Source organism: Pseudomonas sp. SWRI111 (assembly GCF_014268555.1).
Taxonomy (GTDB): Bacteria; Pseudomonadota; Gammaproteobacteria; order Pseudomonadales; family Pseudomonadaceae; genus Aquipseudomonas; species Aquipseudomonas hamedanensis.
This window is the reverse complement of the sequence record NZ_JABWQQ010000018.1, coordinates 118,586-143,802: the sequence shown is the minus strand read 5'-3', so window position 1 is coordinate 143,802 and position 25,217 is coordinate 118,586. Positions and strand designations below refer to the sequence as shown.

Genomic DNA, 25,217 nt, shown 5'->3' with positions numbered 1-25,217 from the left:
TTCTGAATGTACCGACGCTTTCGCGAGCAAGCCCGCTCCCACAATTTGACTGCATTACTGCCGTTGAAATGCGGCCCTGTGTAGGAGTGAGCCTGCTCGCGAAGGCGGTGTGTCAGTCACCATTCATTCTGAATGTACCGACGCTTTCGCGAGCAAGCCCGCTCCCACAATTTGACTGCATTACTGCCGTTGAAATGCGGCCCCGTGTAGGAGTGAGCCTGCTCGCGATAGCGGTGTGTCAGACACCCTCGATGTTGTAATTGCTGACGCTTTCGCGAGCAGGCTCACTCCTACCGGGGGCGGTGTTTATTCAGCGGGTTTCGCTCGGCGGGCGCGGAAGAACTCGGTCAACACCGCGCCACATTCTTCAGCCAATACCCCGCCCTCATACAGCACCCGGTGATTCAAAAAGCCCTGGGTAAAAAACTGACCCTGACTCTGCACAATCCCGGCCTTCGGCTCCAGCGCGCCATACACCACCCGCGCCACCCGCGAATGCACGATCAGTCCGGCGCACATGCTGCACGGTTCCAGCGTCACATACAGGGTGCTGCCCGGCAGGCGATAGTTATCCACTGCCTGCGCGGCGGCGCGGATCGCGACCATTTCGGCGTGGGCACTCGGGTCGCTGGTGCTGATCGGGCAGTTAAAACCGCGACCAATGATGGCGCCGTCTTGCACCAGCACCGCGCCCACCGGCACTTCGCCAAGCGCAGCGCCCTGTTCGGCGAGGATCAGGGCTTCGCGCATGAAGTCGCGGTCGCGGCTGCGGTCGATGATCGCCGCCGGGCGAATCTGGCGCATCACTTCACCTCGATCGCGGCCATCAGGCCGGTTTCCATGTGGTCGATGACATGGCAGTGGAACATCCATACCCCCGGGTTATCCGCCACCAGCGCCACTTGCGCGCGCTCGTTCTTGCCCAGCAGATAGGTGTCGGTGAAGTACGGAACGACCTTGTGCCGGTTCGACGCAATCACCTTGAAGCTCATGCCGTGCAGGTGGATCGGGTGCTGGTACTGCGTCATGTTCTTCAGTTCGAAAATGTAACTCTGGCCGAGCTTGAGGCTGGCGATCGGTCGATCGGCGCAGGTCTTGTCGGTGATGTCCCAAGCCTTGCCGTTGATCTGCCACAGACTCGGCGGCTTGCCGTTTTCGGTGTTCACCGACACCGAGCCGACCCATTCGAAATTGAAGTTGAGTTTCTCCGCATTGGCCAGATCCGGCTCGGCCACCGGGTTGGCCGGCAGGGCTTTTGGCCAGTCGGTCGGCGCGTCCGTATTGGCCACCGAACGCAGCGTGCCCAGACGCACCGGACCGTTGCGCAGCGACAGTTCTTCACCGGCCGCCGGTGCCTTGATCGCCAGACAAATACGCATGCCGGGGCCGAGCCAGTATTCCTTACCCAGCGGGCGCGGCTCGACCGGGTTGCCGTCCAGCGCGTAGATCTGCGCTTCGACGCCGGGAATGTTGATGCGGTAGGTCAGCGTGTTATCGAGATTGAGCAAACGCACCCGAGTGATCTGCCCGGCCGGCAGATCGATCACCGGCAACGGCACGCCATTGATTGTCGACAGACGTCCGGCAGTACCGCCACGGGCCGCTTCGCGCGGGATGCTGAATTCTACGAACTGACCTTGCTCATCGACGTGCCAGTTCTTCAGGCTCAGGGTCTTCTCGTACTTGAAACCGGTCGGCTCGCGCTCCTCGATGATCAGCGGCCCGACCAGGCCACGGCCGAGTTCCTCGCTGCTGCTGACGTGCGGGTGATACCAGTAGCTGCCGGCATCCGGCACGCGAAACTTGTAATCGAAATACTCGCCCGGCAGCACCGGCAGTTGCGAGACGTAGGGCACGCCGTCCATTTCCAGCGGCAGGCGGATGCCGTGCCAGTGAATCGTCGTCGCCACCGGCAGGTGATTGATGAAACGCACCCGCAGCCATTCGCCCTGACGTACGCGCAGCTCGGTGCCCGGCGCCGACGGACCGAACGCCCAGGCTTGGGTCTTGTGGCCCGGCACCAGCTCCACATCCAGCGGCGCGGCGATCAGCTCATAGTCGTGACCGGCCTCGGCGTCGGCCATTTTGCCCAGCCAGTACCGCGATGCGCCCCCCGCGCCAACGCCAACGACAACAAGACCGGCCAGGCCACCGAGGATTTGGCGACGGGTAAAGGACATGAACTCAACTACCTCACGTATCAGCGACAGGCCCCGGGGGGCCCGTAAAAGGCGAATACGATACACCCGCAGTTGAGAAACAGTAAGGGCGACCTGGGGCCGCACGCCTGCTTTGGCCTATTCCCGCAGGCCGGTAATCAGGTGCAAAACGCCGCCCGCAAGCGCCATGACCCCGGCGACACCGGCAAGGCTCAATGCCTCACGATCAACGCAGGCGACGTCTGCCAGCTCCACCCGTACCCGCGTCAGCGCCACCGCCTGCTGCGACTTTAGGTTATCCGCGCCGCCCAATGCCGCGACGATTTCAGCGCTCAAGCCGACGGCCGGCTCGGTCGGCGTTTTCGGCTCGTCTGCCACCAGATCCGGCGTCAGCGCTTTCCAGAATGCCTGCTGCAACTTATCGAACATCATCAGTTCTCCAGAATCCGTGTGGTGTCGGCAATCGCTTCGCTGTGCAGGCGTAACGCCTCACGCACTTGCTCGGCACTTTCCAGGTCGAGCACCTGCCGGGCGATGGTTTGACACTCGGACAGATTCAGCTCGCGCACGGTTGATTTGATCGCTGGAATCAACGGCACGCTCACCGACAGTTCATCCACGCCCAAGCCCAACAGCAGCGGCACCGCCAGACGCTCGGAAGCCATGGCGCCGCAGACCCCGACCCATTTGCCGTGGGCATGCGCCGCCTGCACGGTCGTGGCAATCAGGCGCAGCACCGCGGGATGGTAGCTGTCCGCCTGACTGGCCAGGCGCGGATGATCGCGATCCATGGCCAAGATGTATTGCGTCAGATCGTTGGTGCCGATGGAGAAAAAGTCGACATGGGGGGCAAACCGATCGGCCATCAGCGCCGCCGCGGGCACTTCGATCATGACCCCCAGTTTCGGTATTTCAGCCAGGCCCAGCGCCTGCGCTTCTTGCTCGAGCATCTGCCGCGCCAGCCGCAACTCCGACAGCTGCGTGACCATCGGCAGCATGATGTGCAAGCGCGTCAGCTGACTGCAGACCAGCACCGCACGCAATTGCTCACGCAACAGTTGCGGGCGCTCCAGGCACAGACGTATGCCGCGCAAGCCGAGGAAGGGATTGGTCTCTGCGTCCATCGGCACATAGGCCAATGGCTTGTCGCCGCCGACGTCGAGGGTGCGCACCACCAGATTGTGCGACGGACCGACGCTGCGAGCGATGGCACTGTAGGTGGACACTTGCTCGTCATGGCTGGGCGCCTGATGGCGGTCCAGGTAGAGAAACTCCGAACGCAACAGCCCGACGCCGCCCGCGCCGAGGTCCATGGCCTGGGCGGTTTCGCTCAGTGACGCCACGTTGGCGGTCACCTCGATGTGCTGCCCGTCGCGAGTGCACGCGGCGAGCGTTGCCTGCGCCAGTTCATGCTGATGGCGTTGCCGTTGCCGTTCATGCCGGGCGCGCAACTGATCGATGGACTCAGCGTTCGGGTTCAGCTGCAATTCGCCCTTGTCTGCGTCCAGCAGCACCTGGGTACTGTCGGCCAGTGCGAGCATCTGCACCGGCATCGCGCAGATTGCCGGCAAGCCACAGGCCCGCGCCAGAATCGCCACGTGGCTGGTGGCACCGCCGCCGACCGTGGCAAATCCCAGCACTTTGTCGGTGTTCAGCCCGGCAGTCTGTGAAGGGGTCAATTGATCGGCAATCAGGATGGCGTCGTCCGGCAACACCAGCGCCTGCTCGCGCACGCCCAGAAGCAATTTCAAGACTCGCTGGCCGACGTCGATCAGATCCGCCGCCCGCTCGGCCAACAAAGCACTGCCCAGCGACCGGAACATCGCCGCTGTCGCTTCGGTGCTGGTGTTCCAGGCAAACGCCGCGCTTTTGCCCTCATCGATCAGGGCCTGGGCTTGGTCCAGAAGGCTGGGGTCCGCCAATAACTCCTGATGCGCCTTGAAGATTTCGGCCTGCGCCTCACCGCTGGCCGTGTCGCACAGGTGCTGCAAGGCCATGTCGGCCTCCACCAGAGCATCGGTCAGCGCCGCCCGTTCAACGGCGGGCTCGGCACCGAACTCGTTGACGGTGAGCGTCGGCTCCACGATCTGCACCACCTGCCCCAACGCCGAACCGGGCGAAGCACACACCCCACGCAGCACGTTGGGCAGTTCCGGCTCGCTGGTTGCGACCGGCACCGGCACGTTTTCGCCGCAGCCTTCGGCCAGCAGCCGGGTCAGCGTGTCGAGGGCGGCTTCGGCATCCTCCCCCTGCGCGCTCACCTGCACGCTGTCGCCGGGGCCTGTCTGCAACGCCATGATCGCCACCAGCGACTTGGCATTGGCTTGCGCCTGCAACCGGTGCAGATGGATCGTCGCCGTAAAGCGCTTGGCCGCCTGGGCGAACACCGCCGCCGGTCGCGCATGCAGTCCATTGGGGTTGGGCAGGCTGATCGGTGGGGAGAACAGCGCCTCACCTTTTGGCATGTCCGGCGTCACGCTGGCCGTTCCGGCGCTGCCGACACTCAGCACTGGCTGGCCGCTTTGCACTAGCCCTGTCGTCCCGACCAGCGAAGTAAACGGTTCACCGCTGACCACCAGCATCAGGGTCAGCAGACTGCGCGCATGCAGGGCAATGTAATCGGCATCGAAGTCGATCAGGACCTGCCCGGCCTCGACCCGCTGGCCCGCTTCGACGCGCGGAGTGAAACCCGCGCCGGCGAGGTTCACCGTGTCCAGGCCGATGTGCATCAACACCTGCACACCTTCATCACTGGTCACGGTAACGGCGTGCCCGCTGGCCTGTATGTCGCTCACCACGCCGGCCAGCGGCGCACACAGCGTCGACGAGGTCGGATCGATGCACAGCCCATCGCCGATCACCCGACCGGCGAACACCGGATCGGGCACCTGATCCAGCGCCATCAGCACGCCGGACAACGGCGCCAGCAGTTGCAATTGTTGGGGTACGGCCATGACATCACCTGCTTGTTCGTTCTTTTGAAGGGCCGACGGCGCGCGAAACACCGTCGGCATCGCTTACTTCCACCAGTATTCGACCTGCAAGCCGATGTTGGAGCCGTGCCGCGCGCGACCGAAGGCACCGGTGTCGGACAACGCCGAGCCTTTGGCCAGTTGATTGGCCGCACGCTTGGCGGCTTCGTTCCAGCTCGCATAGGTGTAATACAGCCGCACCTCGGGGCGGGCCCAGAATTCCGGGCCTTTGGGTGACCAGGTCGGGGCGAACGTGAACTTGCTCAGTTTGCGCGTGCCTCCCGGCGCGTCGACCTGATCATGGCCCAGTTCGCTCACCAGTTTGAACTGCTCGGTCAGCGCATAGGTCGGGCGCACGCCCAGCGATAGCCAGTTCTGGTCGGCGCCGTGCGGACGAATGTCTTTCTGATACACCGCCGCGACCTGTCCACCAAAACGCGGCGTCACCTGCCAGTCGAAGAACTCAACGATGCGGTAACTCTTGTTGCGATCGTCGAGCATCACATCGCCGGTGTAGCCCAGTCCGGTGCCGGGGCCTTCACCGTATTGCAAAGCCAGTTTGTTCTTGCCGCCGAGAAAATCCTGCTGCACATGTTGCGTGGTAATGGCCCAGCCGCGGTGCGCATCGCGGCGGTCGGGCTTGTCGATGTAACTCAGGCCGAACTCCAGTTCGCCGCCCGGGTTACTGTTGAACCCGCCGACGTTGAAGTCATGCCGGTTGATGTAATCCTTCTGATAAAGGTTGTCCTTGCGCGAGAAGGCGTAACTGTATTTCAGGCCGTCGATCAGCACGTCTTCGATACCGCCGCCGGTAGCGCTCTGGTTCCAGTAGTAGAAATCGGAAATATGGATGTCGTTACGTTTGTAGTAGCGGCGCCCGGCCCACAGCGAGCCGCCGTTGAGCGCGGGCATGGCCGACCATTGCGCGTAAGCCTGCGGTAAGCGAATCGAGCCGTTGTCCTCCTTGAACGTCAGGCTGCGGTCGTAGCGGTTATACAGCGACGCCATGCCGTCGACGCTCAACACCGAGCCATCGTCGAGGGTGTACAGGTCCTGGCGCAGCTCCAGTTCGCCGTACTGCTCGCATTCGTTGCCCAAGCGGTATTTGGTTTGCGCACCGGGTAGCTGGAAACACGATTGGCCGCTGCTGTTGAGCGACGTACCGACCCCGCTGCGCAAGTAGCCGCCGAACTCCAGTGCGTGCGAAGAAGTGGGTATTGCCAGACAAAAACCGGCAACGACCAGGCTGTGATTTATTGTTGTTTTCATATGCCACCCATTGTTTTTATTGTGTGGTTGCAGGAATTCGGCGCGCAAAAGTCCCCCGCGCAGTGTTCTGCGTGTTTTTAAAAAGATTGTTTTTTCAGTTATCGATCAGGGATCGGTCAGGTGCACCACGAACGATTCATAAGGTCGCAAGCGCAGATGTCGCGTGCGCAGCGGACAGTCCGGGTAGTTGCTGATCAACAGTCGCTGCGCCTGCGTTTCGTCGATCCCCGGCGGTAACTCGACGTCACACGGGCCGCCATAAAAGTTGTTCACCACCAACAGGCGCTCACCCTCCCCCTCGCGCAGGTATGCCCAGACGTGTGGATGCTCGGGCAGCAACTGGCGATAGACGCCGTCGCAGATCAGCGCTTCGCTGCGGCGCAAGGCGATCAGCCGTCGATAGTGATGCAGTACCGAGTCCGGGTCGTGCAGCTGATGCGCGACATTGATCTGCGCGGCATTGGCCGGCACGCCGATCCACGGTTCGCCGCGCGAGAAACCGGCGTTGTGGCCGGCGTGCCAGTGCATCGGCGTGCGCCCGTTGTCGCGGGACTTCTGCATGATCGCCGCCATGTTGTCGAGGTCGCTGATGCCGGCTTCGCGCTTGAGACGAAAGATATTCAGGGTCTCGACGTCGCGGTACTGCTCGATGCTCTCGAACCCCGGATTGGTCATGCCCAGTTCTTCGCCCTGATACACGAACGGCGTGCCCTGCAAAAAGTGCAACGCGGTGCCAAGCATCTTCGCCGACAGCTCGCGGTATTCGCCGTCATGGCCGAATCGCGAGACCACCCGCGGCTGATCGTGGTTACACCAGAACAACGCATTCCAGCCGCCCCCCGCCTGCATGCCAGTTTGCCAGTCCGAGAGGATCTGCTTGAGCTGAAGGAAATCGAAGTCAGCGCGGACCCACTTCTGCAAGTTGGGGTAATCGACCTTCAAATGATGAAAATTGAAAGTCATCGACAGCTCTTTCGATTGCGGGTTCGAGTAGCGGATACAGTGCTCGAGACGCGTCGAGGACATCTCGCCGACGTTGATCAGGTCATGACCTTCGAAGACCTCGCGGTGCATCTGCTGAAGATAGGCATGCACATTCGGCCCGTCGGTGTAGAAACGCCGACCGTCGCTGTCGTCCTCAGGGAAGTCGGCAGGTTTGGAGATCAGGTTGATCACATCCAGACGAAAGCCACCGACACCCTTGTCGCGCCAGAAGCGCATCATCTTGAACACCTCGTCCCTGACCTTCGGGTTGTCCCAATTGAGGTCAGCCTGGGTGTGGTCGAACAGGTGCAGATAATATTGCCCGGTCTGCGCTTCGTACTCCCAGGCCGAACCGCCGAACTTGGATTCCCAGTTGTTCGGCTGATCGCGCCAGATATAGAAGTCACGGTAAGGGTTATCGAGGCTGCTGCGCGCCTGCTGGAACCAGACGTGTTCGATCGAAGTGTGGTTGACCACGATATCGAGCATCAGCTTGATGCCGCGCTTGCCCGCTTCGGCAATCAGCAATTCACAATCGGCCATGCTGCCGTAGCTCGGATCGACGGCGTAGTAGTCGCTGATGTCGTAACCGTTGTCCCGTTGCGGCGAACGCAGAAACGGCGTGATCCACAAGTAATCGACTCCCAGCCATTGCAGGTAATCGAGCTTGGCGACGATGCCGAGCAGATCGCCGGTCGCGTTGCCGGCGTGGCTGTGGAAGCTTTTCGGGTAGATCTGGTAGATCACCGAACGTTGCCAGTCTTGCATGACGCAATTCCTTGGTTGGATTTCAGGCGACCCGGTAGCCCGGCCGGACAATCTTCATGCTCAGCACGCAGGTCAGGGCAAACGGAACCAGCATGGCGATCAGCATCCCGATGACAAACATCGGAATGAACTGCGGAATGATCGAGATAAATCCGGGCAGGCCGCCAACGCCGATGGCCGAGGCTTGGATCTTGTTCAGCGACAGGAACATGCAGCCCAGCGCCGAGCCAGCCAGCGCGGCGTAGAACGGAAATTTGTAGCGCAGGTTGACGCCGAACATCGCCGGCTCGGTGATGCCGAAATACGCGGAAATCGCCGAGGTAGACGCCATGCTTTTATCTCGCGCGTTGCGCGTCATCCAGAACACCGCCAGCGCGGCACTGCCCTGGGCGAGGTTGGACATGACGATCATCGGCCAGATGAAGGTTCCACCCTGGGTCGAGATCAGTTGCAGATCGACCGCGAGGAACATGTGGTGCATGCCGGTGATCACCAGTGGCGCATACAGCAGGCCGAAAATCGCCCCGCCTACCAGGGGTGCCAGATCGAATAGCATCACCAGCCCTTCAGTGATGAAGATACCGATATGCCGGGTTACCGGGCCGATGATCGCCAGCGCCAGCACGCCGGTAACAACGATGGTAGTGATCGGCACCACCAGCAATTGCACCGCATTGGGCACTCGCGCCCGCAGCCATTTTTCGATCACGCTCATCACGTAGGCCGCCAGCAGGATCGGCAGTATCTGCCCCTGATAACCGACCTTTTCTACCTGGAACAGGCCGAGGATGTCGAAGTACGGCAGTTGCTGCCCGTCGAGACCGGCCACAGCCTTGCCGTAGTTCCAGGCGTTGAGCAGGTCCGGGTGCACCAGCATCAGGCCGAGGACGATGCCGAGGATTTCGCTGCCGCCGAAACGCTTGGCCGCCGACCAGCCCACCAGCGCCGGCAGAAACACGAACGAGGTGTTGGCCATCAGATTGATCAGGCTCCACAGCCCGTCGAGATTCGGGTAGGCATCGAGCAGGGTTTGCCCTTCGATGAACATGCCCTTGGCGCCGAGCAGGTTGTTAATGCCCATCAACAGGCCGGCGATGATCAGCGCCGGCAGGATCGGCATGAACACGTCGGAGAACACCCGCACCAGACGCTGCATGGCGTTTATCTTCTCGGCGCTTTTCTGTTTAACGTCCGCAATGGTCGAAGCGGCCAGACCGGTCTGTTTACGCAATTCGGCGTAGACCTTTTCCACTTCCCCCGGCCCGATCACCACCTGATACAGACCGCCGGTGAAGAACGAGCCCTTGACCAGATCGATCACGTTGAGCGCGGCAGCGTCGACCAGCGCGGGGTTCTTCAGCGCCAGGCGCAACCGCGTCACGCAATGGGCAGCCTGTTCGAGGTTGTCGCTGCCACCGAGGCTTTTCAGCAGCTCCCGGGCAATGTTGGGGTAGTCGTGGCTCATGCTCGTTCTTCCGTCGTGGATTGTTGTTATTGGCAGCACGCCGAAGCGAAAAATACTCGTCTGTACGAGTTTATGCAACAACTCGTCTGTAAGAGTTTGTGTTTGCCGATAAACGTCGGATCAGCGACGATTTTTCCTACTTTGACCTAAGATGATTTCCGTCATTCACATGGACAAACCCCTACCCTGCCCTTAAGGTTCGACGTTTGAGTAGCGCCAGCACAGAGCCCTCCCAATGAGCAAATACAACCAGATCTACAGCGATTTGCTTGCCAGCATCACCACTGAACGCCTGGAACGCGGCGCACGGCTGCCTTCGGAAACCGAACTGATGGGCACTTATCAGGCCAGCCGTGGCACAGTGCGCAAAGCCATCGAGCTGCTGCAAGAGCGCGGTTTCGCCCAGAAGATTCACGGCAAAGGCGCGTTCGTGCTGTCGACCAATCCGATCGAATTCCAGCTCGGCGGCATCGTCAGCTTCCAGGAGACCTACCCGCGCCTGGGCAACGATGTCAGCACCGAAGTGGTCGAGATGTGCCAGGTCCCGCTGGACGGTGCGCTGCTCGAGCACATCCATGCCGAACCCGGCAGCCCGATCACCCGAATCAAGCGCGTGCGGCGCATCGATGGCAAACGGGTCATCCTCGACATCAACCACTTCGTCAGCGCCGTGATACCCGACCTGACTGCAGACATCGCCGCACACTCGATCTACGCCCACATCGAACAAACCCTGCAACTGCAGATCGCCTACGCCCAGCGCACCATCGAAGCGGTGCCGTGCAGCAAGGACGACCAGCAGCATCTGGACCTCGACGGGCAGAGCCATGTCATCGTGGTCAGCAACCAGACGTTTCTGCAGGACGGTCGGCAATTCGAGTACACCGAATCGCGGCATACGCTGGATAAATTTTATTTTTCGGATGTGGCGCGGCGCTGACCCCCGCACATTTCGACCGGCCATCTGCGGTACATAGTTAATGCACCCTCGGTGAGTGAATCGGACATGCTCACGCTTCATTTCTCAAGGATGGAGAAAGCATGAACATCACCCCACCGCGCCCCTTGCCCAACGCAACCGACAAAGCCGCCCTCGAGGCAATCGCTGCTTCGCTCGTGCAGGCCTGCCCGGGCCTGCACGATGCAGCGCAGCAAGTCGCCCGCCAGTTACTGCAAGACCAAGGCTTGCCCGAGCACGACCCGGACCGTGTTTACTTTCACCGTTTCAAGACTGCCCAAAGCAGCACCCGGTCGTTTACCGGCTGGGAACACAGCCTTGAAAAGCCCTACGAATCGACGACCCTCACGCAACTGGTGATTCATCGCTTTCGTGCCACCGACCAGGACAACGCCGACCTTCTGGACTTGTATGGCGGTTTCTACAGCGAAGGGCCGGACGCCGAAAACTTCAGTGAGCGCAACGAGGTGCGCCTGCATGGCAGTGAAGTATTAAAGGCATTCTGGAGCCTCGATTTCAGCGCTCATTACCGCGATGAACTGAGTTCTTTCTGGGACAGCCACGCCAACGACTTCCGCACCTTGGCGAAGTGCAATTTCCTCATCCAGGCAGTACAGGCGCTGGAACGTGAACACATCAGTCACAGCGACTTTCAATGGCTGACCGGCTCTGTGATCGGCGATCTGAGCTGGCCCGTCACCCTGAACATGTTGCAGGCCTCCCACACGACGAACGGCGACGTCCGTGCCTTCGATGTTGACGGCTCTGTGGCAACTCAAGTGCTACGCATCGTCGCCCCCGACGGCCGGCAGATCCTGTATGTGCCAGGCGCCACCGAAGCGTTCGTCGTCAAGGCGACGCCTTCAGCGTTGCACTGGTGGGTGCTCGAACAGATGAACGACGCAACCCGCCGAGCATCCTTCCTGAACCATTTCTCCCTCGCCGATCGTCAACAACTGACCGAGAACCTGACCGATCTGATGAATCGGCTGGTCAGCACCTGGGGGCGTGCCGACCATCATCTGATCAATCGGAAAAACCTTGTGCTTGCCGGCGATGCGTTCACCTGGCTGCGCGATAGCACCCGCCTCGCGATGTTCGCTGAAGCCGACCTGACCCTGACGTCCAATGCCGATCTGCGCAGGAAACTCTGGATCGGTTACCTGAGCGCAGGTCTCAAGGTTTTTGGTCCGATGGCAGTCGTTGGCTGGCCGGTGGCGCTGCCGGTGATTGGCGCGACGGTTGCCAGCATGGGCCTGAATATCGACCAGGCAGAAAATGGCAAGAGCGAGGCGGAGCGCAAGTCCGGCGTGCTGGGCGCGGTGGTGAGTGGTATCAACCTGCTGTTCAACCTTCCGTTGCTCGCTGGAACTGGCCCGATGCTGGAAGTGGGGGCGCAGGTTGAAGCAGCCGAAGCCGCGGAAATGGCCGAGATGAGCGACGCGCTGAATACGTCCGGCACCACGGTTGAGCAGGCACAAATTCGCACGTCGGAAGATCTCGACACCCCCCTGCCGATCGTCGAACAAACCCTGCCCGCACCGGCAGCGAGCGGCACACCGGCGCCTGTGCCCGAACGCTATCAATGCAACGAGCTGCTTGATGGCACGGCCCCCGGTGAAGAGGCCGGAAAATTCGCCGGCATCTACCGTCTCGACAGCGATCCGCCCTATGCCATCCTGATGCATGACACACCGTATTACGTGCGCTGGTTCGCCGATTCAAGCGGCGCTGGTGACTGGGCCATCGTCGACCCGGCAAGGCCCAACCAACTCGTTCACGCATTGCCGGTTCGCCTTAATGGCGAAGGTTTGTGGGAGCGCATGCCTGCACTGGGCCTCAAGGGCGGCGGTCAATGCGTCGGCAAGCCGTGCACGCCAGACATCGAACTCGACACCCTTGAGCTCGTCCCGCCCGAAGTCGAAGCCCCTGCGGTGGAGTCGCCGCAATCTTCGCAACTACGCCCCCCACGGGTCGTGCGGTCTTCCTACGACATCGATCCAACGGTGCGCCGAGCACTCAAAGCCTGGGCGATGAATCTGGAGCAAACCCATGTTGTCATGCAGCCCGACGGCGCTGGCGGTATGGATATGGAAGACCCGTTCGAGTCCTATGCGGCTGATAAGCGTCAGCTACTGCAAACCTCGGCCATAAAGTTTTTCCAGAACATGCCCAGAACGATCGAACCGGAGCGCCCGGCCCTACCGGATTTCAGCCGGTTGATGTCAAATGCCGAGCTTGTCGATCAGGTCTATGAGGCCGCCTCAGGGCTGGTGATCGGGCAAACCCCCGATCGTATCGCGAGCCTGCGCTGGCTGATCGAAAGCATGCCGTCACTCGCGCGGCACGCAAAAACGCTTTACATGCGCGGCTTGCTCAGCGACTTCGCGCAGGTGGAACTGAATCGCTATTTCACCAGTGGCGAAATGTCCGAAGACCTTGAGGAGTACCTGCGCAGCCTGGGCACCGATCCTGAAGGACGTTTCACGCCATTGGAGCTGGTCAGAACCGCCAAGGCGAACGGGATCAGGGTGCAGGCCATCGATTGCGCAGCCAGTTACAAAATGAAGACGCCCCTGCCCCCGACCGATGAGCAAATCATCGGCACCTACCTGGCCAGCGACATCATGACCGGCGACGCCCTGCTCAATGCGCCGCAAAAATGGATCGTACTGACCGATGCACAAAACACCAATGCGTTCCGGGGTGTGCCGGGACTCAGCGAAATCAAACGAGGGATCGGCCTGCGAATCGAGGAAGCGGGACTTGGTGAGGATTTGGGTATCGAGGCCGACCCGGGCATCGAAGTACCTCAAGGCACCTCTACCGGTGGCACAGTCCGTCAGGGCGGTCCGGACCTGCTACGTGCCGATTTGCGTCTGCGGGTACCCGCACATCAGGTGAACTGGACCGAGCAGTCGCTGGAAAACCTGCTGCACCGACGCGGCATGTACCTGTTCAAGAAAACCGGCGACAGCTACACCCTTGTGCACCGCAGCAAGCAAGGCATGATCCAGCGCACCCCGGTGACGCAATTGAGCGGCGGCCGAGTGTCTCTTCACCGACCGTCCTGGCCACGGGTAAATAACATCGTCTTTAGCAGCCTGAAGGATTTGTCTAACCGTTTGTCCGAGACCGGGCTGACGCTGCAGAGCCGGCTTCCTGACTGAGCCAAATCGCAACAAAAAAAGCCGCGTGAAACAGAGTTTCACGCGGCCTTTGTCTGCCTGTATTCACGGCATCAGGACGTGTGCGGGATCATTCCCACTCAATCGTCGCCGGCGGCTTGCTCGACACGTCGTAGGTAACGCGCGAGATGCCTTCGATTTCGTTGATGATGCGGCCGGACACGGTTTCCAGCAGTTCGTAAGGCAGGTGCGCCCAACGTGCGGTCATGAAATCGATAGTCTCTACGGCACGCAGGGCCACAACCCAGGCGTAACGACGGCCATCACCGACCACGCCCACCGATTTGACTGGCTGGAACACCACGAACGCCTGGCTGACCTTGTGGTACCAGTCGGCCTTGCGCAGTTCTTCGATGAAGATGTGGTCGGCACGACGCAGCAGGTCGGCGTATTCCTTTTTCACTTCACCGAGGATGCGCACGCCCAGGCCCGGACCCGGGAACGGGTGACGGTAGACCATGTCGTACGGCAGGCCCAGTTCCAGGCCCAGACGACGGACTTCGTCCTTGAACAGTTCGCGCAGTGGCTCGACCAGTTTCAGGTTCATTTCTTCCGGCAGGCCGCCCACGTTGTGGTGCGACTTGATCACGTGGGCCTTGCCGCTTTTCGCGCCAGCCGACTCGATCACGTCCGGGTAGATGGTGCCTTGCGCCAGGTACTTGATGTTTTCCAGTTTGTTGGACTGGGCATCGAATACGTCGATGAAGGTGCGGCCGATGATCTTGCGCTTCTTCTCCGGATCGGCTTCGCCGGCCAGGTTGTTGAGAAACTGCTCTTCAGCGTTGGCGCGGATCACCTTGACGCCCATGTTCTCGGCAAACATCGCCATCACTTGCTCGCCTTCGTGCAGACGCAGCAGGCCGTTGTCGACGAAGACGCAGGTCAGTTGGTCGCCGATGGCTTTGTGCAGCAGGGCCGCCACAACGGAGGAGTCAACGCCGCCGGACAGACCCAGCAGGACGTTGTCGGTGCCAACCTGGGCACGGATGTTGGCGATGGCGTCTTCAGCGATCTTCGACGGCGTCCACAGAGCTTCACAGCCACAGATGTCGAGAACGAAGCGCGACAGGATGCGACCGCCCTGCTTGGTGTGGGTCACTTCCGGGTGGAACTGCACGCCGTAGTAAGCACGTTCATCGTTGAACATACCGGCGATCGGGCAGCTCGGGGTGCTGGCGAGGATATGGAAGTCTTCCGGCATTTTGGTGACTTTGTCACCGTGGCTCATCCATACGTCGAGACCGAACAGGCCGTCGGCGTCGATGTGGTCTTCAATGCCGTCGAGCAGGCGGCTCTTGCCGACCACGTCAACGCGGGCGTAGCCGAACTCACGCAGTTCGGAACCTTCAACCTTGCCGCCCAGTTGCTCGGCCATGGTCTGCATGCCGTAGCAGATACCAAAGACCGGAACGCCCAGGTCGAATACCGCTTGCGGGCAGCGCGGGCTGTTGGCTTCGTGCACGGACTCCGGGCCACCGGCGAGGATGACGCCTTTAGGGGCGAATTCGCGGATCGCATCTTCGTCCATGTCGAACGGGTGCAGTTCGCAGTACACGCCGATCTCGCGCACGCGGCGGGCAATCAGTTGGGTGTATTGCGAGCCGAAGTCGAGGATCAGGATGCGGTGAGCGTGAATGTCGAGGGCCATGACTCATTCTCATGTAGTGAATCAGAAACAACTCGGGGCTGAATGAACAGCCCCGGTGATTAAACGTTTTGCTGGAAGCCTCAACCTACGCGGTAGTTTGGCGCTTCCTTGGTGATCTGCACGTCGTGTACGTGGGATTCGGCCATGCCGGCGCCGGTGATCCGCACGAACTCAGGCTTGGTGCGCATTTCTTCGATGTCGGCGCTGCCGGTGTAACCCATCGAGGAACGCAGACCGCCCATCAACTGGTGAATGATCGCGCTCAGGGTGCCTTTGTATGGCACGCGGCCTTCGATGCCTTCCGGAACCAGTTTCTCGGCACCGGCCGAGGAGTCCTGGAAGTAACGGTCGGACGAGCCCTGGGCCTGGGACATGGCGCCCAGCGAACCCATGCCGCGATACGCCTTGTACGAACGGCCCTGGAACAGCTCGATCTCACCCGGCGCTTCTTCGGTACCGGCGAACATCGAGCCCATCATCACGCAGGACGCACCGGCCACGATGGCCTTGGACAGGTCACCGGAGAAACGGATACCGCCGTCGGCGATCAACGGCACGCCGGTGCCTTCAAGGGCGGCGGCGACGTTGGCGATGGCACTGATTTGCGGCACGCCGACACCGGCGACGATACGGGTGGTGCAGATCGAGCCCGGGCCGATACCGACCTTGACTGCGTCGGCGCCCGCTTCGGCCAGAGCCTTGGCGGCAGCGCCGGTGGCGATGTTGCCGCCGATCACTTGCACTTCAGGGAAGTTTTCTTTGACCCAGCGTACGCGGTCGATCACGCCTTTGGAGTGACCGTGCGCGGTGTCGACCACCACCACGTCCACGCCGGCATTGACCAGTGCGGTCACGCGGTCGCCGGTATCTTTACCGGTGCCGACCGCAGCGCCGACGCGCAGACGACCTTGATCGTCCTTGCTGGCCAGCGGGTAGGCTTTGGCTTTTTCGATGTCGTTGACGGTCATCATGCCCTTGAGGGCGAATTTGTCGTCGACAATCAGCACGCGTTCGATGCGGTGCTTGTGCAGCAGTTCGCGCACGTCGTTCTTGTCGGCGCCTTCCTTGACCGTGACCAGACGCTCTTTAGGCGTCATCACTTCGCGGACAGTGGCTTCCAGACGGTTTTCGAAACGTACGTCGCGGGAAGTGACGATGCCGACCAGGTCGCCATCGTGCAGCACCGGAACGCCGGAAATATTGTGCAGACGGGTCAGTTCGAACAGATCACGCACCGTGGCATCGGCCTCGATGGTGATGGGATCCTTGACCACACCGGCTTCGAACTTCTTGACCTTGCGCACTTCGGCAGCTTGCTGCTCGATGGTCATGTTCTTGTGGATAATGCCGATGCCACCTTCCTGAGCCATGGCGATTGCCAGACGGGCTTCAGTCACGGTGTCCATTGCAGCAGAAACCAGAGGAATATTCAGTTCGATGCCACGGGTAAGACGGGTCTTGAGACTGACTTCGTTAGGAAGCACCTCGGAATAACCGGGCACTAGGAGAATGTCGTCGAATGTCAGAGCTTCTTGGCTGATACGCAGCATCGCGGGGGCTCCCGAGCGGGAAAATGGAAGCGCGCCATTATAGTCAGACACCCCCTGCTGTTCAATGTAAAACTCAGCTTAATTGATGTACGGAAAAGCCCGGCCCTACAGCTCCACCTTGACCCACGAGACAGGTTGATCGAGCCAGTCGGCGAACTCATCGATAAAGCTCTGCTTGAACCCCGCTTCCAGCCAATTATTGAAGATAAAGCCGAGGTTGGAAAACGCGCATTCCTGCAAGAACAGGAAACCGTTGATGTCGTCTTCATGCCCGCATTCCGGGCAGGTGAAATTATCGGTGCGCCCCGGCATCCACTCTTCGAGACTTTCAAACAAGGCTTCGCCGACTTCACGACGACACTCGGCGCAACCCGCCTCTTCGAGAAAACCCTTCGCCGGGGTATAGATGCAGCGCTTGGTGACAATCTCCAGGCCATTGATCGGCTCGCCGAACGGCAGCGCTTCGGGATGCAGGACCACGGCACGGGCGCCATCGGCGATCGCATGGGCCATGCGGTTACCGGTGCGACCGCAGGTGGTCAGTTGCTCTTCGATGATGTTCTTGCGCACCAGCCAGCGCACGATCGCCCGCGCCCGGGGTTCGTGGACCGGCAGGGTGGAGATTTTCGGGACGATGATGCTTTGCGTGTTCATGGAAAGTCCTGCGGTATGGCTTCTGACGCCTTCGCGAGCAGGCTCGCTCCCACATTGGAATGCAGTCCCCTGTGGGAGCGAGCCTGCTCGCGAAGGCGCCTCAAAGGCCGGCAGCTTAATCCCTGTCAAAATCCGGTCAAGTACTGAAATAGCGCACGATCAACGCAATCCCGCTGGCCAGCACCAGCCACGTCACCAGCCGCACAAACGCCTCGCGCGACAATTTCATGGTCAACCGACGACCAATCCACAAGCCCAGCGCCATGGCCGGCAACAGACACAGCGCCAACATCAACAAGGGTAGCTCGGCGTAGACGCCGGCAATGACGAACAGGCTCAATCGCACCACCGTGCTGCAACTGATCAAGGCACTTTGCGTGGCCCGCGCCGCTTCCTTCGGCAGACGGCTGTTCAGATAGATCGCATAAAGAAAGCCGCCACTGCCAAACAACGCGCCGAACAAACCGCCCACGGTGCCCATCGGCACTGCCCAAGCCGCCGACAACTGCGCCGGCCGCACTTTGACCCACAGGCTGTAAACCGCATAGGCGCTGATAAACAGCCCCATTAACAACAGCAGCAGATCGGATTTCAGATTGAGCAGAAAGATCACCCCCAACGTGCAGCCGACCGCCATGCACGGCAATAGCCGGAGCAATTCGGGCTTGGCGACGTCTCGCCGTGATGGCAACAGATTGCCGAACGCCGCAACGAAATCCAGCAGTACCAGCAGCGGCACGATTTTCGATAACGGCATGAATAGAATCAGAATCGGCCCCGCGACCAGCGCCGTGCCGAAACCGGCGATACCGAAGACGATGTAGGCCATTGCGATAGCCAATCCGACCACTGCCCAGCCGCCGGCCCCCCACGACCACGCCCCCAACAGCTCCGTCACACTCATCTGTCCGCATCCTTTAAGACTGGGCTGACTGTAACATCCCCCTGTAGGCCTTCGCCTGCTCGCGATAGCGGTGGGTCAGACACATCAATGTTTGCTGACCCACCGCTATCGCGAGCAAGCTCACTCCTACGGGGGATCGGTGGTGATCCGACGGCAAATGCCTTTAAACTGCGCCCCATGATTAAAGATCCCTTTGCAAGACTTGGCCTGGACCGTGAAGTCCTGACCGTCAGCCAGCTCAACGGCCGCGCGCGGGTGTTGCTCGAAGACGTGTTCAGCAACATCTGGGTCGAAGGCGAAATCTCCAACCTCGCCCGCCCGGCGTCCGGCCACATTTACTTCACCCTCAAGGACAGCGGCGCGCAGGTGCGTTGCGCGCTGTTCCGGCAGAACGCCGCGCGGGTGCGCCAGGCGTTGAAGGACGGTCTGGCGGTCAAGGTGCGCGGCAAGGTTTCGCTGTTCGAAGGCCGCGGCGACTATCAGCTGATTCTCGACACCGTGGAGCCGGCCGGTGACGGTGCGCTGCGTCTGGCCTTCGATGCGCTGAAGGAAAAGCTCAGCGCCGAGGGCCTGTTCAGTGCCGAACGCAAAGTGCCGCTGCCGGCCCATCCGCAACGCATCGGCATCATCAGTTCGCCGACCGGCGCTGTGATTCGCGACATCATCAGCGTATTCCGCCGCCGCGCGCCGCAGGTGCAACTGACGTTGATTCCGACCGCCGTGCAGGGCCGCGAAGCCATCGCGCAAATCGTCCGCGCCTTGAAAATCGCTGACGCCCGCGGCTTCGATGCGTTGATCCTCGCCCGTGGCGGCGGCTCGCTGGAAGACCTCTGGTGCTTCAACGAAGAAGCCGTGGCCCGCGCGGTCGATGCCTGTGTGACGCCGATTGTCAGCGCGGTCGGCCATGAAACCGACGTATCGATCAGCGACTTTGTCGCCGACGTGCGGGCACCGACGCCCTCGGCGGCGGCCGAATTGCTTGCCCCGGATTCCAGCCACCTGATCCGTCAGGTTGAAAGCCTGCATCGCCGCCTGGTCATGCGCATGCGTGATCGCTTGATGCGCGATCGCCTGCGTCTGGAAGGCATGGCGCGGCGCCTGCGGCATCCCGGCGAACGTCTGCGCCAGCAAGCGCAACGTCTGGATGATCTGGACATGCGCATACGCCGGGCTTTCGAGCGCAGCCTCAACACCCGTCGCGAACGCTTGATCCGTCTGGAAACCCGCCTGGCCGGGCAACACCCGGGGCGGCAACTGGCGATGCTCCGCCAGCGCCTCGAAAGCCTCGCCGACCGCTTGCCCCGAGCCATGCGCGAAGGTCTGAAAAACCGTCGTCAGCAATTGCACAGCCACATGCAGACGCTGCACGTAGTCAGCCCGCTGGCGACTCTCGGTCGTGGTTACAGCATCTTGCTCGACGAGCGCGGCCACGCGATCCGCAACGCTGCCCAGACCCACACCGGCCAGCGCCTGAAAGCCAAACTGGGCGAAGGCGAACTGCAAGTGCGCGTCGAGGACAATCACCTGACGCCCGTTACCCTCTCTTTACTGGACTGATCCATGCCGCGTTTTCTCGCACCACTGCTTTTGCTCTGTTTGTCTTTCAACGCCCACGCCGACAGTTACATCACCCGACTGCTGAACAAGCCGGTGCCCGGCGGCGTTGCGGTGGTCGATCTGGGCGCGGCCGCGCAGGCCCCGAAGGCGACTTATCAGGGCAGACCGGTACTGGTGGTGAAAGAGCAGAACAACTGGCTGGCGATCGTCGGCGTGCCATTGACGGTCAAACCGGGCGCCCAGCAAATCAATAGCGCTGGCCGCACGCTGCCGTTCACCGTCGGCAGCAAGAAATACCCGGAACAGCACATCACCCTGAAGAACAAACAACAGGTCAATCCAGACGCCAACAACCTCAAGCGCATCGAGGGTGAACTGGCCGAGCAGATCAAGGCTTACCGCAGTTTCAGCCCGAACACGCCGAGCAACCTGCTGCTGGACAAACCGGTCAATGGCCCGCTGTCGAGCAAGTTTGGTGTGCGTCGTTTCTTCAATGGCGAAGAGCGCAATCCCCATGCCGGGCTTGATTTCGCGGTACCGGCCGGGACACCAATCAAGACGCCGGCGGCGGGCAAGGTGATTCTGATCGGCAACTACTTCTTCAATGGCAACACTGTGTTTGTTGACCATGGCCAAGGCTTTATCAGCATGTTCTGCCATATGTCGAAGATCGACGTGAAGAACGGCCAGCAACTGGCCCGGGGCGCGGTGGTGGGCAAGGTTGGCGCCACAGGCCGGGCGACCGGGCCGCATATGCACTGGAACGTCAGCCTGAATGATGCGCGGGTGGATCCGGCGATTTTTATCGGCGCGTTTCAACCGTAATCGTTGTGTCGAGACTGCTGGCCTCTTCGCGGGCAAGCCCGCTCCCACAGTGTCCGTGTCGTACACAAATTTTATGTACACCCGGATAACCTGTGGGAGCGGGCTTGCCCGCGAAGGCGTCCTCACCAACACCACAAGGCCCCATGACACACCGCCTGCTCGATTGCGCCCCAATCAAACCCCACGCAAAAATAACGACAATCCCCGCCATCAAGCACAATAAAATCGCGCAAAAAACCGCTTTTCGGGTATTCCTCTCAATTTTTTTCGACTGCTTGCCATCCTTCCCCCTCAAGGTTAGGGTTGAAGCCATGAAAACCTCTCACACCCTCATTCAGCTTCGCCAGCACCGCAGCCTGTGCCTCGTCAGTGCACGACTGCCAGGCTGAATCGCTGCGCCTCGTCCCACGCTTTTCCAAGAACATACGTTCAACCGGCAGGCCGCCTCTTTTCGGCCCAGACAACAAGGAATTTCCCGATGAGCATGCTCAAAGACCCGTCTTCGAAATACCGCGCGTTTCCCGTCATCAACCTGCCGGACCGCACCTGGCCGTCGAAAACCATCGACGCCGCGCCGATCTGGTGCAGCTCCGACCTGCGTGACGGCAACCAGTCGCTGATCGAGCCGATGGACGCGGCGAAGAAGCTGCGCTTCTGGAAAACCCTGGTGCAGGTGGGCGTGAAAGAAATCGAGGCGTCGTTCCCGGCCGCTTCGCAAACCGATTTTGACTTCGTGCGTACCCTGATCGAAGAAGGCCACATCCCGGACGACACCACCATTCAGGTGCTGACCCAGGGCCGCGAAGATTTGATCGAGCGCACCTTCGAATCCCTGCGCGGGGCGAAGAAAGCCATCGTGCACCTGTACAACGCCACCTCGCCTTCTTTCCGTCGCATCGTCTTCAACCAGGACAAGGACGGCATCAAGGCCATCGCGGTCAATGCGGCCAAGCTGTTCGTCAAGTACGCAGCCATGCAGCCAGAAACCGAGTGGACCTTCGAATACTCGCCGGAAACCTTCAGCGCCACCGAGCTGGAATTCGCCAAGGAAGTCTGTGACGCCGTGATCGAGGTGTGGAACCCGACACCTGAACACAAGATGATCCTCAACCTGCCGGCCACCGTTGAATGCGCAACACCGAACGTTTACGCCGACCAGATCGAGTGGTTCGGTCGTAACATCAACCGCCGTGACAGCGTGATCATCAGCCTGCACACCCACAACGACCGTGGCACTGGCGTGGCCGCCACCGAGCTGGGCCTGATGGCCGGCGCCGACCGTGTCGAAGGCTGCCTGTTCGGCAACGGCGAGCGTACCGGTAACGTCGACCTCGTCACCGTCGCGCTGAACATGTACACCCAGGGCGTCGACCCTGAGCTGGACTTCTCCGACATCGATGGCGTGCGCAAAGTCGTCGAAGAGTGCAACCAGATTCAGGTGCATCCGCGTCACCCGTACGTTGGCGATCTGGTGCACACCGCGTTCTCCGGCTCGCACCAGGACGCGATCCGCAAAGGTTTCGCCCAGCAGAAACCGGACACCCTGTGGGAAGTGCCGTACCTGCCGATCGACCCGGCCGACATCGGCCGCAGCTACGAGGCAGTGATCCGCGTCAACAGCCAGTCGGGCAAGGGCGGCATCGCTTATTTGTTGGAGCAGGAATACGGCATCAGCTTGCCGCGTCGCATGCAGATAGAGTTCAGCCAGGTCGTGCAGCGTGAAACCGACCGCCTGGGCCTGGAGATGACCGCCAAGCAGATTCACTCGCTGTTGATCAGTGAATATCTGCAAGCCAACACCCCGTACGCGCTGGTCAGCCATCGCCTGCAGGAAGAGAACGGCAACAGCGCCGTCGAAGTGGAAGTGGCCAGCCAAGGTCAGGGCGAAACCAACCTGCACTGGCGCGGCAAAGGCAACGGCGCGCTGGAAGCGCTGGTCGCCGGCCTGCCGATTCCAGTGGAGATCATGGACTACAACGAACATGCGATCGGCGCAGGCACCAACGCCAAAGCCGCGGCTTACATCGAATTGCGTGTGAATGGTGAACGTGCGGTGCACGGCGTGGGCATTGATGAAAACATCACCACGGCGAGCTTCAAGGCCCTGTTCAGCGCATTGAACCGCTCGCTGAGCCAGCCTGAGGCGAAAGCGGCGTAATCGACCGCAGAAATGCGAAAGGCCCCGGAGTGTGAGCTCCGGGGCCTTTCTTTTTGCGTGAAGGTTTTGCGGTGAAGCTGATGGCCCCTTCGCGAGCAAGCCCGCTCCCACATGGTTTGGGCGTACCCAGAATTTGTGTACGCCTCGGTCATTGTGGGAGCGGGCTTGCCCGCGAAGGGGCCCACTCAGACGATGCAACTATTAGGTGAACTTGAAGGTATCAGCATCCAGATTCGCCGGAAAGCGCTCACGGTAAGCCGCCAACGGCGCCGCCTCCAGCACCACCTTGAACACGCCATCCGCCTCCCCCGCCGCCAGCAAGGTCTCGCCCTGAAAGTCCAGGACCTGGCTGTCACCGGTGTAAGCGAAACCCTTGCCATCGCTGCCAATGCGATTTACCGCCGCCACGTAGCAGAGATTTTCAATCGCTCGCGCCGGCAACAGACGATTCCAGTGCAAGCGCCGTGCGCCCGGCCAGTTGGCGGTGTACAGCAGCAGATCGGTGTCCTGCGCATCGCGGCTCCACACCGGGAAGCGCAGGTCGTAGCAGATCAACGGACGAATCCGCCAGCCCTTGAGTTCGAACTGCACCTGACGCTCGCCGGGGGTGTAGTGGTTGTGTTCGCCGGCCATGCGGAACAGGTGACGCTTGTCGTAGTGCAGCACTTCACCGTCCGGCCGCGCCCACAGCAAGCGGTTGCGATGGCTACCGTCGGCCGCCTGAATGATCACGCTGCCGGTGATCACCGCATCGAACTTCGCCGCCTGCGCCCGCAGCCATTTGCTGGTCGGACCGTTTTCGGCTTCGGCGAGGGTTTCCGATTCCATGGAAAAGCCGGTGGTGAACATCTCTGGCAGAACAATCAGGTCGGCGCCACGGGCCTGCTCCAGCAACAGCTCGAAATGCTCAAGGTTGGCCTGGCGGTCATGCCAGGCCAGGCTGGTCTGGATCAGCGCCAGGGTCAGATCGGGCAACGCACTCAGATCACGCATAGTTTCGCCGCCGCTTCACGCAGCGTCTCCTCGCGTTTGGCAAAGCACAGCCGCACCAGGCGCTGGCCTTGCGGTGGATTCTGGTAGAACACCGACACCGGAATGCTCGCCACGCCGTGCTCGCGGGTCATCCACATGGCCATGTCGACATCATTCAGATCAGGACGGATCCGCGAATAATCGACCAACTGGAAATAGGTGCCGGTGACGCGGGTGAAGCTGAAGCGCGAAGGCGCCAGCAGATCACAGAACAGATCGCGCTTGGCCTGATAGAAATCCGGCAGTTCTTCGACATGCTCCGGGTGCTCGGCCATGTAATCGGCCAGCGCATATTGCAGCGGAGTGACGCCACAGAAACTCACGTACTGGTGCACTTTGCGTAACTCGGCGGTCAGCGCTGGCGGTGCGACGACGTAGCCGGTTTTCCAGCCGGTGACGTGGTAAGTCTTGCCGAACGAGCTGACCACGAACGCGCGCTGATACAGCTCTTCATGGGCCAGCACGCTGACATGCGCCACGCCGTCGAAAACCAGGTGTTCGTAAACTTCGTCGCTGATCACATAGATGTCGCGATCACGGATCAACGCCGCCAGTTGATCCAGCTCGGCGCGGCTGATCAGCGCACCGCTCGGGTTGTGCGGGGTGTTGAGGATGATCATCCGCGTGCGCGGGGTGAGCGCAGCGCGGAGTTGATCGAAATCGATAGAGAAATCCTGCAGCCCCAGTTGCACATGCACACAACGGCCACCGGCCAATTCCACTGCGGGTTCGTAGCTGTCATAGGCCGGATCGAAGACGATGACTTCGTCACCGCTGTGGATAACCGCCTGAATCGCACAAAAAATCGCCTGGGTCGCGCCCGGCGTCACCGTCACTTCATGGTCGGCATCGACATTCACGCCATAGCTGCGCGCGATCTTGGCGGCGATCTGCTGACGCAACGCCGGCAAGCCGGTCATCGGCGAATACTGGTTGTGGCCGCTGGCGATGTGCCGACCCACCGCGTCGCGCAACGATTGCGGGCCATCGAAATCAGGAAAACCCTGGGACAGGTTGATCGCGCCGGTCTGCGCCGCGAGCTGAGACATCTGCGTGAAAATAGTGATGCCGACATTCGGCAGCTTGCTGGTGATCATCGGGGGTTCTCTGCTCAACACCCGGCTCT

18 protein-coding genes are annotated in these 25,217 nt (G+C 61.0%); 5 read left to right on the top strand and 13 right to left on the bottom strand.

What is annotated here, in order from left to right:
* Window positions 1-306: 306 nt before the first annotated feature.
* From tadA to treP, 7 genes are all read right to left on the bottom strand, one after another.
* The gene (tadA, locus tag HU755_RS20350) at window positions 307-804 is read right to left on the bottom strand and encodes a tRNA adenosine(34) deaminase TadA (RefSeq protein WP_186549148.1); all 498 of its coding nucleotides are present in this window, start codon (window positions 802-804) and stop codon (window positions 307-309) included.
* Window positions 804-2,180 (bottom strand): multicopper oxidase family protein, encoded by a 1,377-nt coding sequence (locus tag HU755_RS20345; RefSeq protein ID WP_186635877.1) that lies wholly within the window; start codon window positions 2,178-2,180, stop codon window positions 804-806. Before HU755_RS20345 ends, tadA begins: the two co-directional genes overlap by 1 nt.
* 117 nt (window positions 2,181-2,297) lie before the next feature.
* Window positions 2,298-2,588 carry a PTS transporter subunit EIIB gene (locus HU755_RS20340; RefSeq protein ID WP_186549164.1) on the bottom strand — a complete coding sequence of 97 codons (291 nt, stop codon included), beginning with the start codon at window positions 2,586-2,588 and terminating at the stop codon, window positions 2,298-2,300.
* A 2-nt stretch (window positions 2,589-2,590) separates the two neighbouring features.
* Window positions 2,591-5,113, bottom strand: coding sequence for a phosphoenolpyruvate--protein phosphotransferase (ptsP, locus tag HU755_RS20335; RefSeq protein WP_186635874.1), 2,523 nt, complete (start codon window positions 5,111-5,113; stop codon window positions 2,591-2,593).
* A gap of 63 nt (window positions 5,114-5,176) precedes the next feature.
* Window positions 5,177-6,400 carry a carbohydrate porin gene (locus HU755_RS20330; protein ID WP_186635872.1) on the bottom strand — a complete coding sequence of 408 codons (1,224 nt, stop codon included), beginning with the start codon at window positions 6,398-6,400 and terminating at the stop codon, window positions 5,177-5,179.
* 105 nt (window positions 6,401-6,505) lie between these two features.
* Window positions 6,506-8,152 carry an alpha,alpha-phosphotrehalase gene (treC, locus tag HU755_RS20325; RefSeq protein ID WP_186635869.1) on the bottom strand — a complete coding sequence of 549 codons (1,647 nt, stop codon included), beginning with the start codon at window positions 8,150-8,152 and terminating at the stop codon, window positions 6,506-6,508.
* 22 nt (window positions 8,153-8,174) lie between these two features.
* On the bottom strand, window positions 8,175-9,617 hold the full coding sequence (treP, locus tag HU755_RS20320) for a PTS system trehalose-specific EIIBC component (RefSeq protein ID WP_186635866.1): 1,443 nt from the start codon (window positions 9,615-9,617) through the stop codon (window positions 8,175-8,177).
* A gap of 235 nt (window positions 9,618-9,852) precedes the next feature.
* On the opposite strand from treP, the gene treR reads away from it, so the two are divergent.
* Window positions 9,853-10,557, top strand: coding sequence for a trehalose operon repressor (gene treR, locus HU755_RS20315; RefSeq protein WP_186635863.1), 705 nt, complete (start codon window positions 9,853-9,855; stop codon window positions 10,555-10,557).
* Between the two features lie 101 nt (window positions 10,558-10,658).
* Window positions 10,659-13,745 (top strand): membrane-targeted effector domain-containing toxin, encoded by a 3,087-nt coding sequence (locus tag HU755_RS20310; RefSeq protein ID WP_186635860.1) that lies wholly within the window; start codon window positions 10,659-10,661, stop codon window positions 13,743-13,745.
* An 88-nt stretch (window positions 13,746-13,833) separates the two neighbouring features.
* On the opposite strand, the gene guaA is transcribed toward HU755_RS20310, so the two are convergent.
* The 4 genes from guaA to HU755_RS20290 all read right to left on the bottom strand — a co-directional run bounded on the left by guaA (window position 13,834) and on the right by HU755_RS20290 (window position 18,519).
* Window positions 13,834-15,411 carry a glutamine-hydrolyzing GMP synthase gene (gene guaA / locus HU755_RS20305; RefSeq protein WP_123530493.1) on the bottom strand — a complete coding sequence of 526 codons (1,578 nt, stop codon included), beginning with the start codon at window positions 15,409-15,411 and terminating at the stop codon, window positions 13,834-13,836.
* Window positions 15,412-15,491: 80 nt separating this feature from the next.
* Window positions 15,492-16,961, bottom strand: a complete 1,470-nt coding sequence (gene guaB / locus HU755_RS20300; protein ID WP_186530299.1) for an IMP dehydrogenase — start codon at window positions 16,959-16,961, stop codon at window positions 15,492-15,494.
* Window positions 16,962-17,066: 105 nt separating this feature from the next.
* Window positions 17,067-17,615: a sugar ABC transporter ATPase gene (locus HU755_RS20295; protein WP_186619880.1), complete on the bottom strand. Its 549-nt coding sequence runs from the start codon at window positions 17,613-17,615 to the stop codon at window positions 17,067-17,069.
* Window positions 17,616-17,751: 136 nt separating this feature from the next.
* The gene (locus HU755_RS20290) at window positions 17,752-18,519 is read right to left on the bottom strand and encodes a sulfite exporter TauE/SafE family protein (RefSeq protein WP_186635857.1); all 768 of its coding nucleotides are present in this window, start codon (window positions 18,517-18,519) and stop codon (window positions 17,752-17,754) included.
* Window positions 18,520-18,696: 177 nt separating this feature from the next.
* Here HU755_RS20290 and xseA point away from each other — a divergent pair, with 177 nt between their 5' ends.
* From xseA to leuA, 3 genes are all read left to right on the top strand, one after another.
* A complete protein-coding gene (xseA, locus tag HU755_RS20285) occupies window positions 18,697-20,076 on the top strand; it encodes an exodeoxyribonuclease VII large subunit (protein ID WP_186635854.1) in 1,380 nt (459 codons plus the stop codon).
* Between the two features lie 3 nt (window positions 20,077-20,079).
* Entirely contained in the window at window positions 20,080-20,901 is an 822-nt protein-coding gene (locus HU755_RS20280) for a peptidoglycan DD-metalloendopeptidase family protein (RefSeq protein ID WP_186619876.1), read from the top strand.
* A 478-nt stretch (window positions 20,902-21,379) separates the two neighbouring features.
* The gene (gene leuA, locus HU755_RS20275) at window positions 21,380-23,059 is read left to right on the top strand and encodes a 2-isopropylmalate synthase (protein ID WP_186549123.1); all 1,680 of its coding nucleotides are present in this window, start codon (window positions 21,380-21,382) and stop codon (window positions 23,057-23,059) included.
* Between the two features lie 201 nt (window positions 23,060-23,260).
* On the opposite strand, the gene HU755_RS20270 is transcribed toward leuA, so the two are convergent.
* A complete protein-coding gene (locus HU755_RS20270; protein WP_186635851.1) occupies window positions 23,261-24,052 on the bottom strand; it encodes an amidohydrolase in 792 nt (263 codons plus the stop codon).
* Window positions 24,040-25,188 (bottom strand): pyridoxal phosphate-dependent aminotransferase, encoded by a 1,149-nt coding sequence (locus tag HU755_RS20265; RefSeq protein ID WP_186635849.1) that lies wholly within the window; start codon window positions 25,186-25,188, stop codon window positions 24,040-24,042. Before HU755_RS20265 ends, HU755_RS20270 begins: the two co-directional genes overlap by 13 nt.
* Window positions 25,189-25,217 lie beyond the last annotated feature (29 nt).

Bases quoted from the DNA above. Each gene is read 5' to 3' on its own strand.
- tadA (WP_186549148.1), bottom strand. From the start codon at position 804: ATGCGCCAGATTCGCCCGGCGGCGATCATCGACCGCAGCCGCGACCGC.
- ptsP (WP_186635874.1), bottom strand. From the start codon at position 5,113: ATGGCCGTACCCCAACAATTGCAACTGCTGGCGCCGTTGTCCGGCGTG.
- HU755_RS20330 (WP_186635872.1), bottom strand. From the start codon at position 6,400: ATGAAAACAACAATAAATCACAGCCTGGTCGTTGCCGGTTTTTGTCTG.
- treR (WP_186635863.1), top strand. From the start codon at position 9,853: ATGAGCAAATACAACCAGATCTACAGCGATTTGCTTGCCAGCATCACC.
- HU755_RS20340 (WP_186549164.1), bottom strand. From the start codon at position 2,588: ATGTTCGATAAGTTGCAGCAGGCATTCTGGAAAGCGCTGACGCCGGAT.
- guaB (WP_186530299.1), bottom strand. From the start codon at position 16,961: ATGCTGCGTATCAGCCAAGAAGCTCTGACATTCGACGACATTCTCCTA.
- HU755_RS20280 (WP_186619876.1), top strand. From the start codon at position 20,080: ATGCCGCGTTTTCTCGCACCACTGCTTTTGCTCTGTTTGTCTTTCAAC.
- guaA (WP_123530493.1), bottom strand. From the start codon at position 15,411: ATGGCCCTCGACATTCACGCTCACCGCATCCTGATCCTCGACTTCGGC.
- treP (WP_186635866.1), bottom strand. From the start codon at position 9,617: ATGAGCCACGACTACCCCAACATTGCCCGGGAGCTGCTGAAAAGCCTC.
- treC (WP_186635869.1), bottom strand. From the start codon at position 8,152: ATGCAAGACTGGCAACGTTCGGTGATCTACCAGATCTACCCGAAAAGC.
- HU755_RS20265 (WP_186635849.1), bottom strand. From the start codon at position 25,188: ATGATCACCAGCAAGCTGCCGAATGTCGGCATCACTATTTTCACGCAG.
- HU755_RS20310 (WP_186635860.1), top strand. From the start codon at position 10,659: ATGAACATCACCCCACCGCGCCCCTTGCCCAACGCAACCGACAAAGCC.
- leuA (WP_186549123.1), top strand. From the start codon at position 21,380: ATGAGCATGCTCAAAGACCCGTCTTCGAAATACCGCGCGTTTCCCGTC.
- xseA (WP_186635854.1), top strand. From the start codon at position 18,697: ATGATTAAAGATCCCTTTGCAAGACTTGGCCTGGACCGTGAAGTCCTG.
- HU755_RS20295 (WP_186619880.1), bottom strand. From the start codon at position 17,615: ATGAACACGCAAAGCATCATCGTCCCGAAAATCTCCACCCTGCCGGTC.
- HU755_RS20345 (WP_186635877.1), bottom strand. From the start codon at position 2,180: ATGTCCTTTACCCGTCGCCAAATCCTCGGTGGCCTGGCCGGTCTTGTT.
- HU755_RS20290 (WP_186635857.1), bottom strand. From the start codon at position 18,519: ATGAGTGTGACGGAGCTGTTGGGGGCGTGGTCGTGGGGGGCCGGCGGC.
- HU755_RS20270 (WP_186635851.1), bottom strand. From the start codon at position 24,052: ATGCGTGATCTGAGTGCGTTGCCCGATCTGACCCTGGCGCTGATCCAG.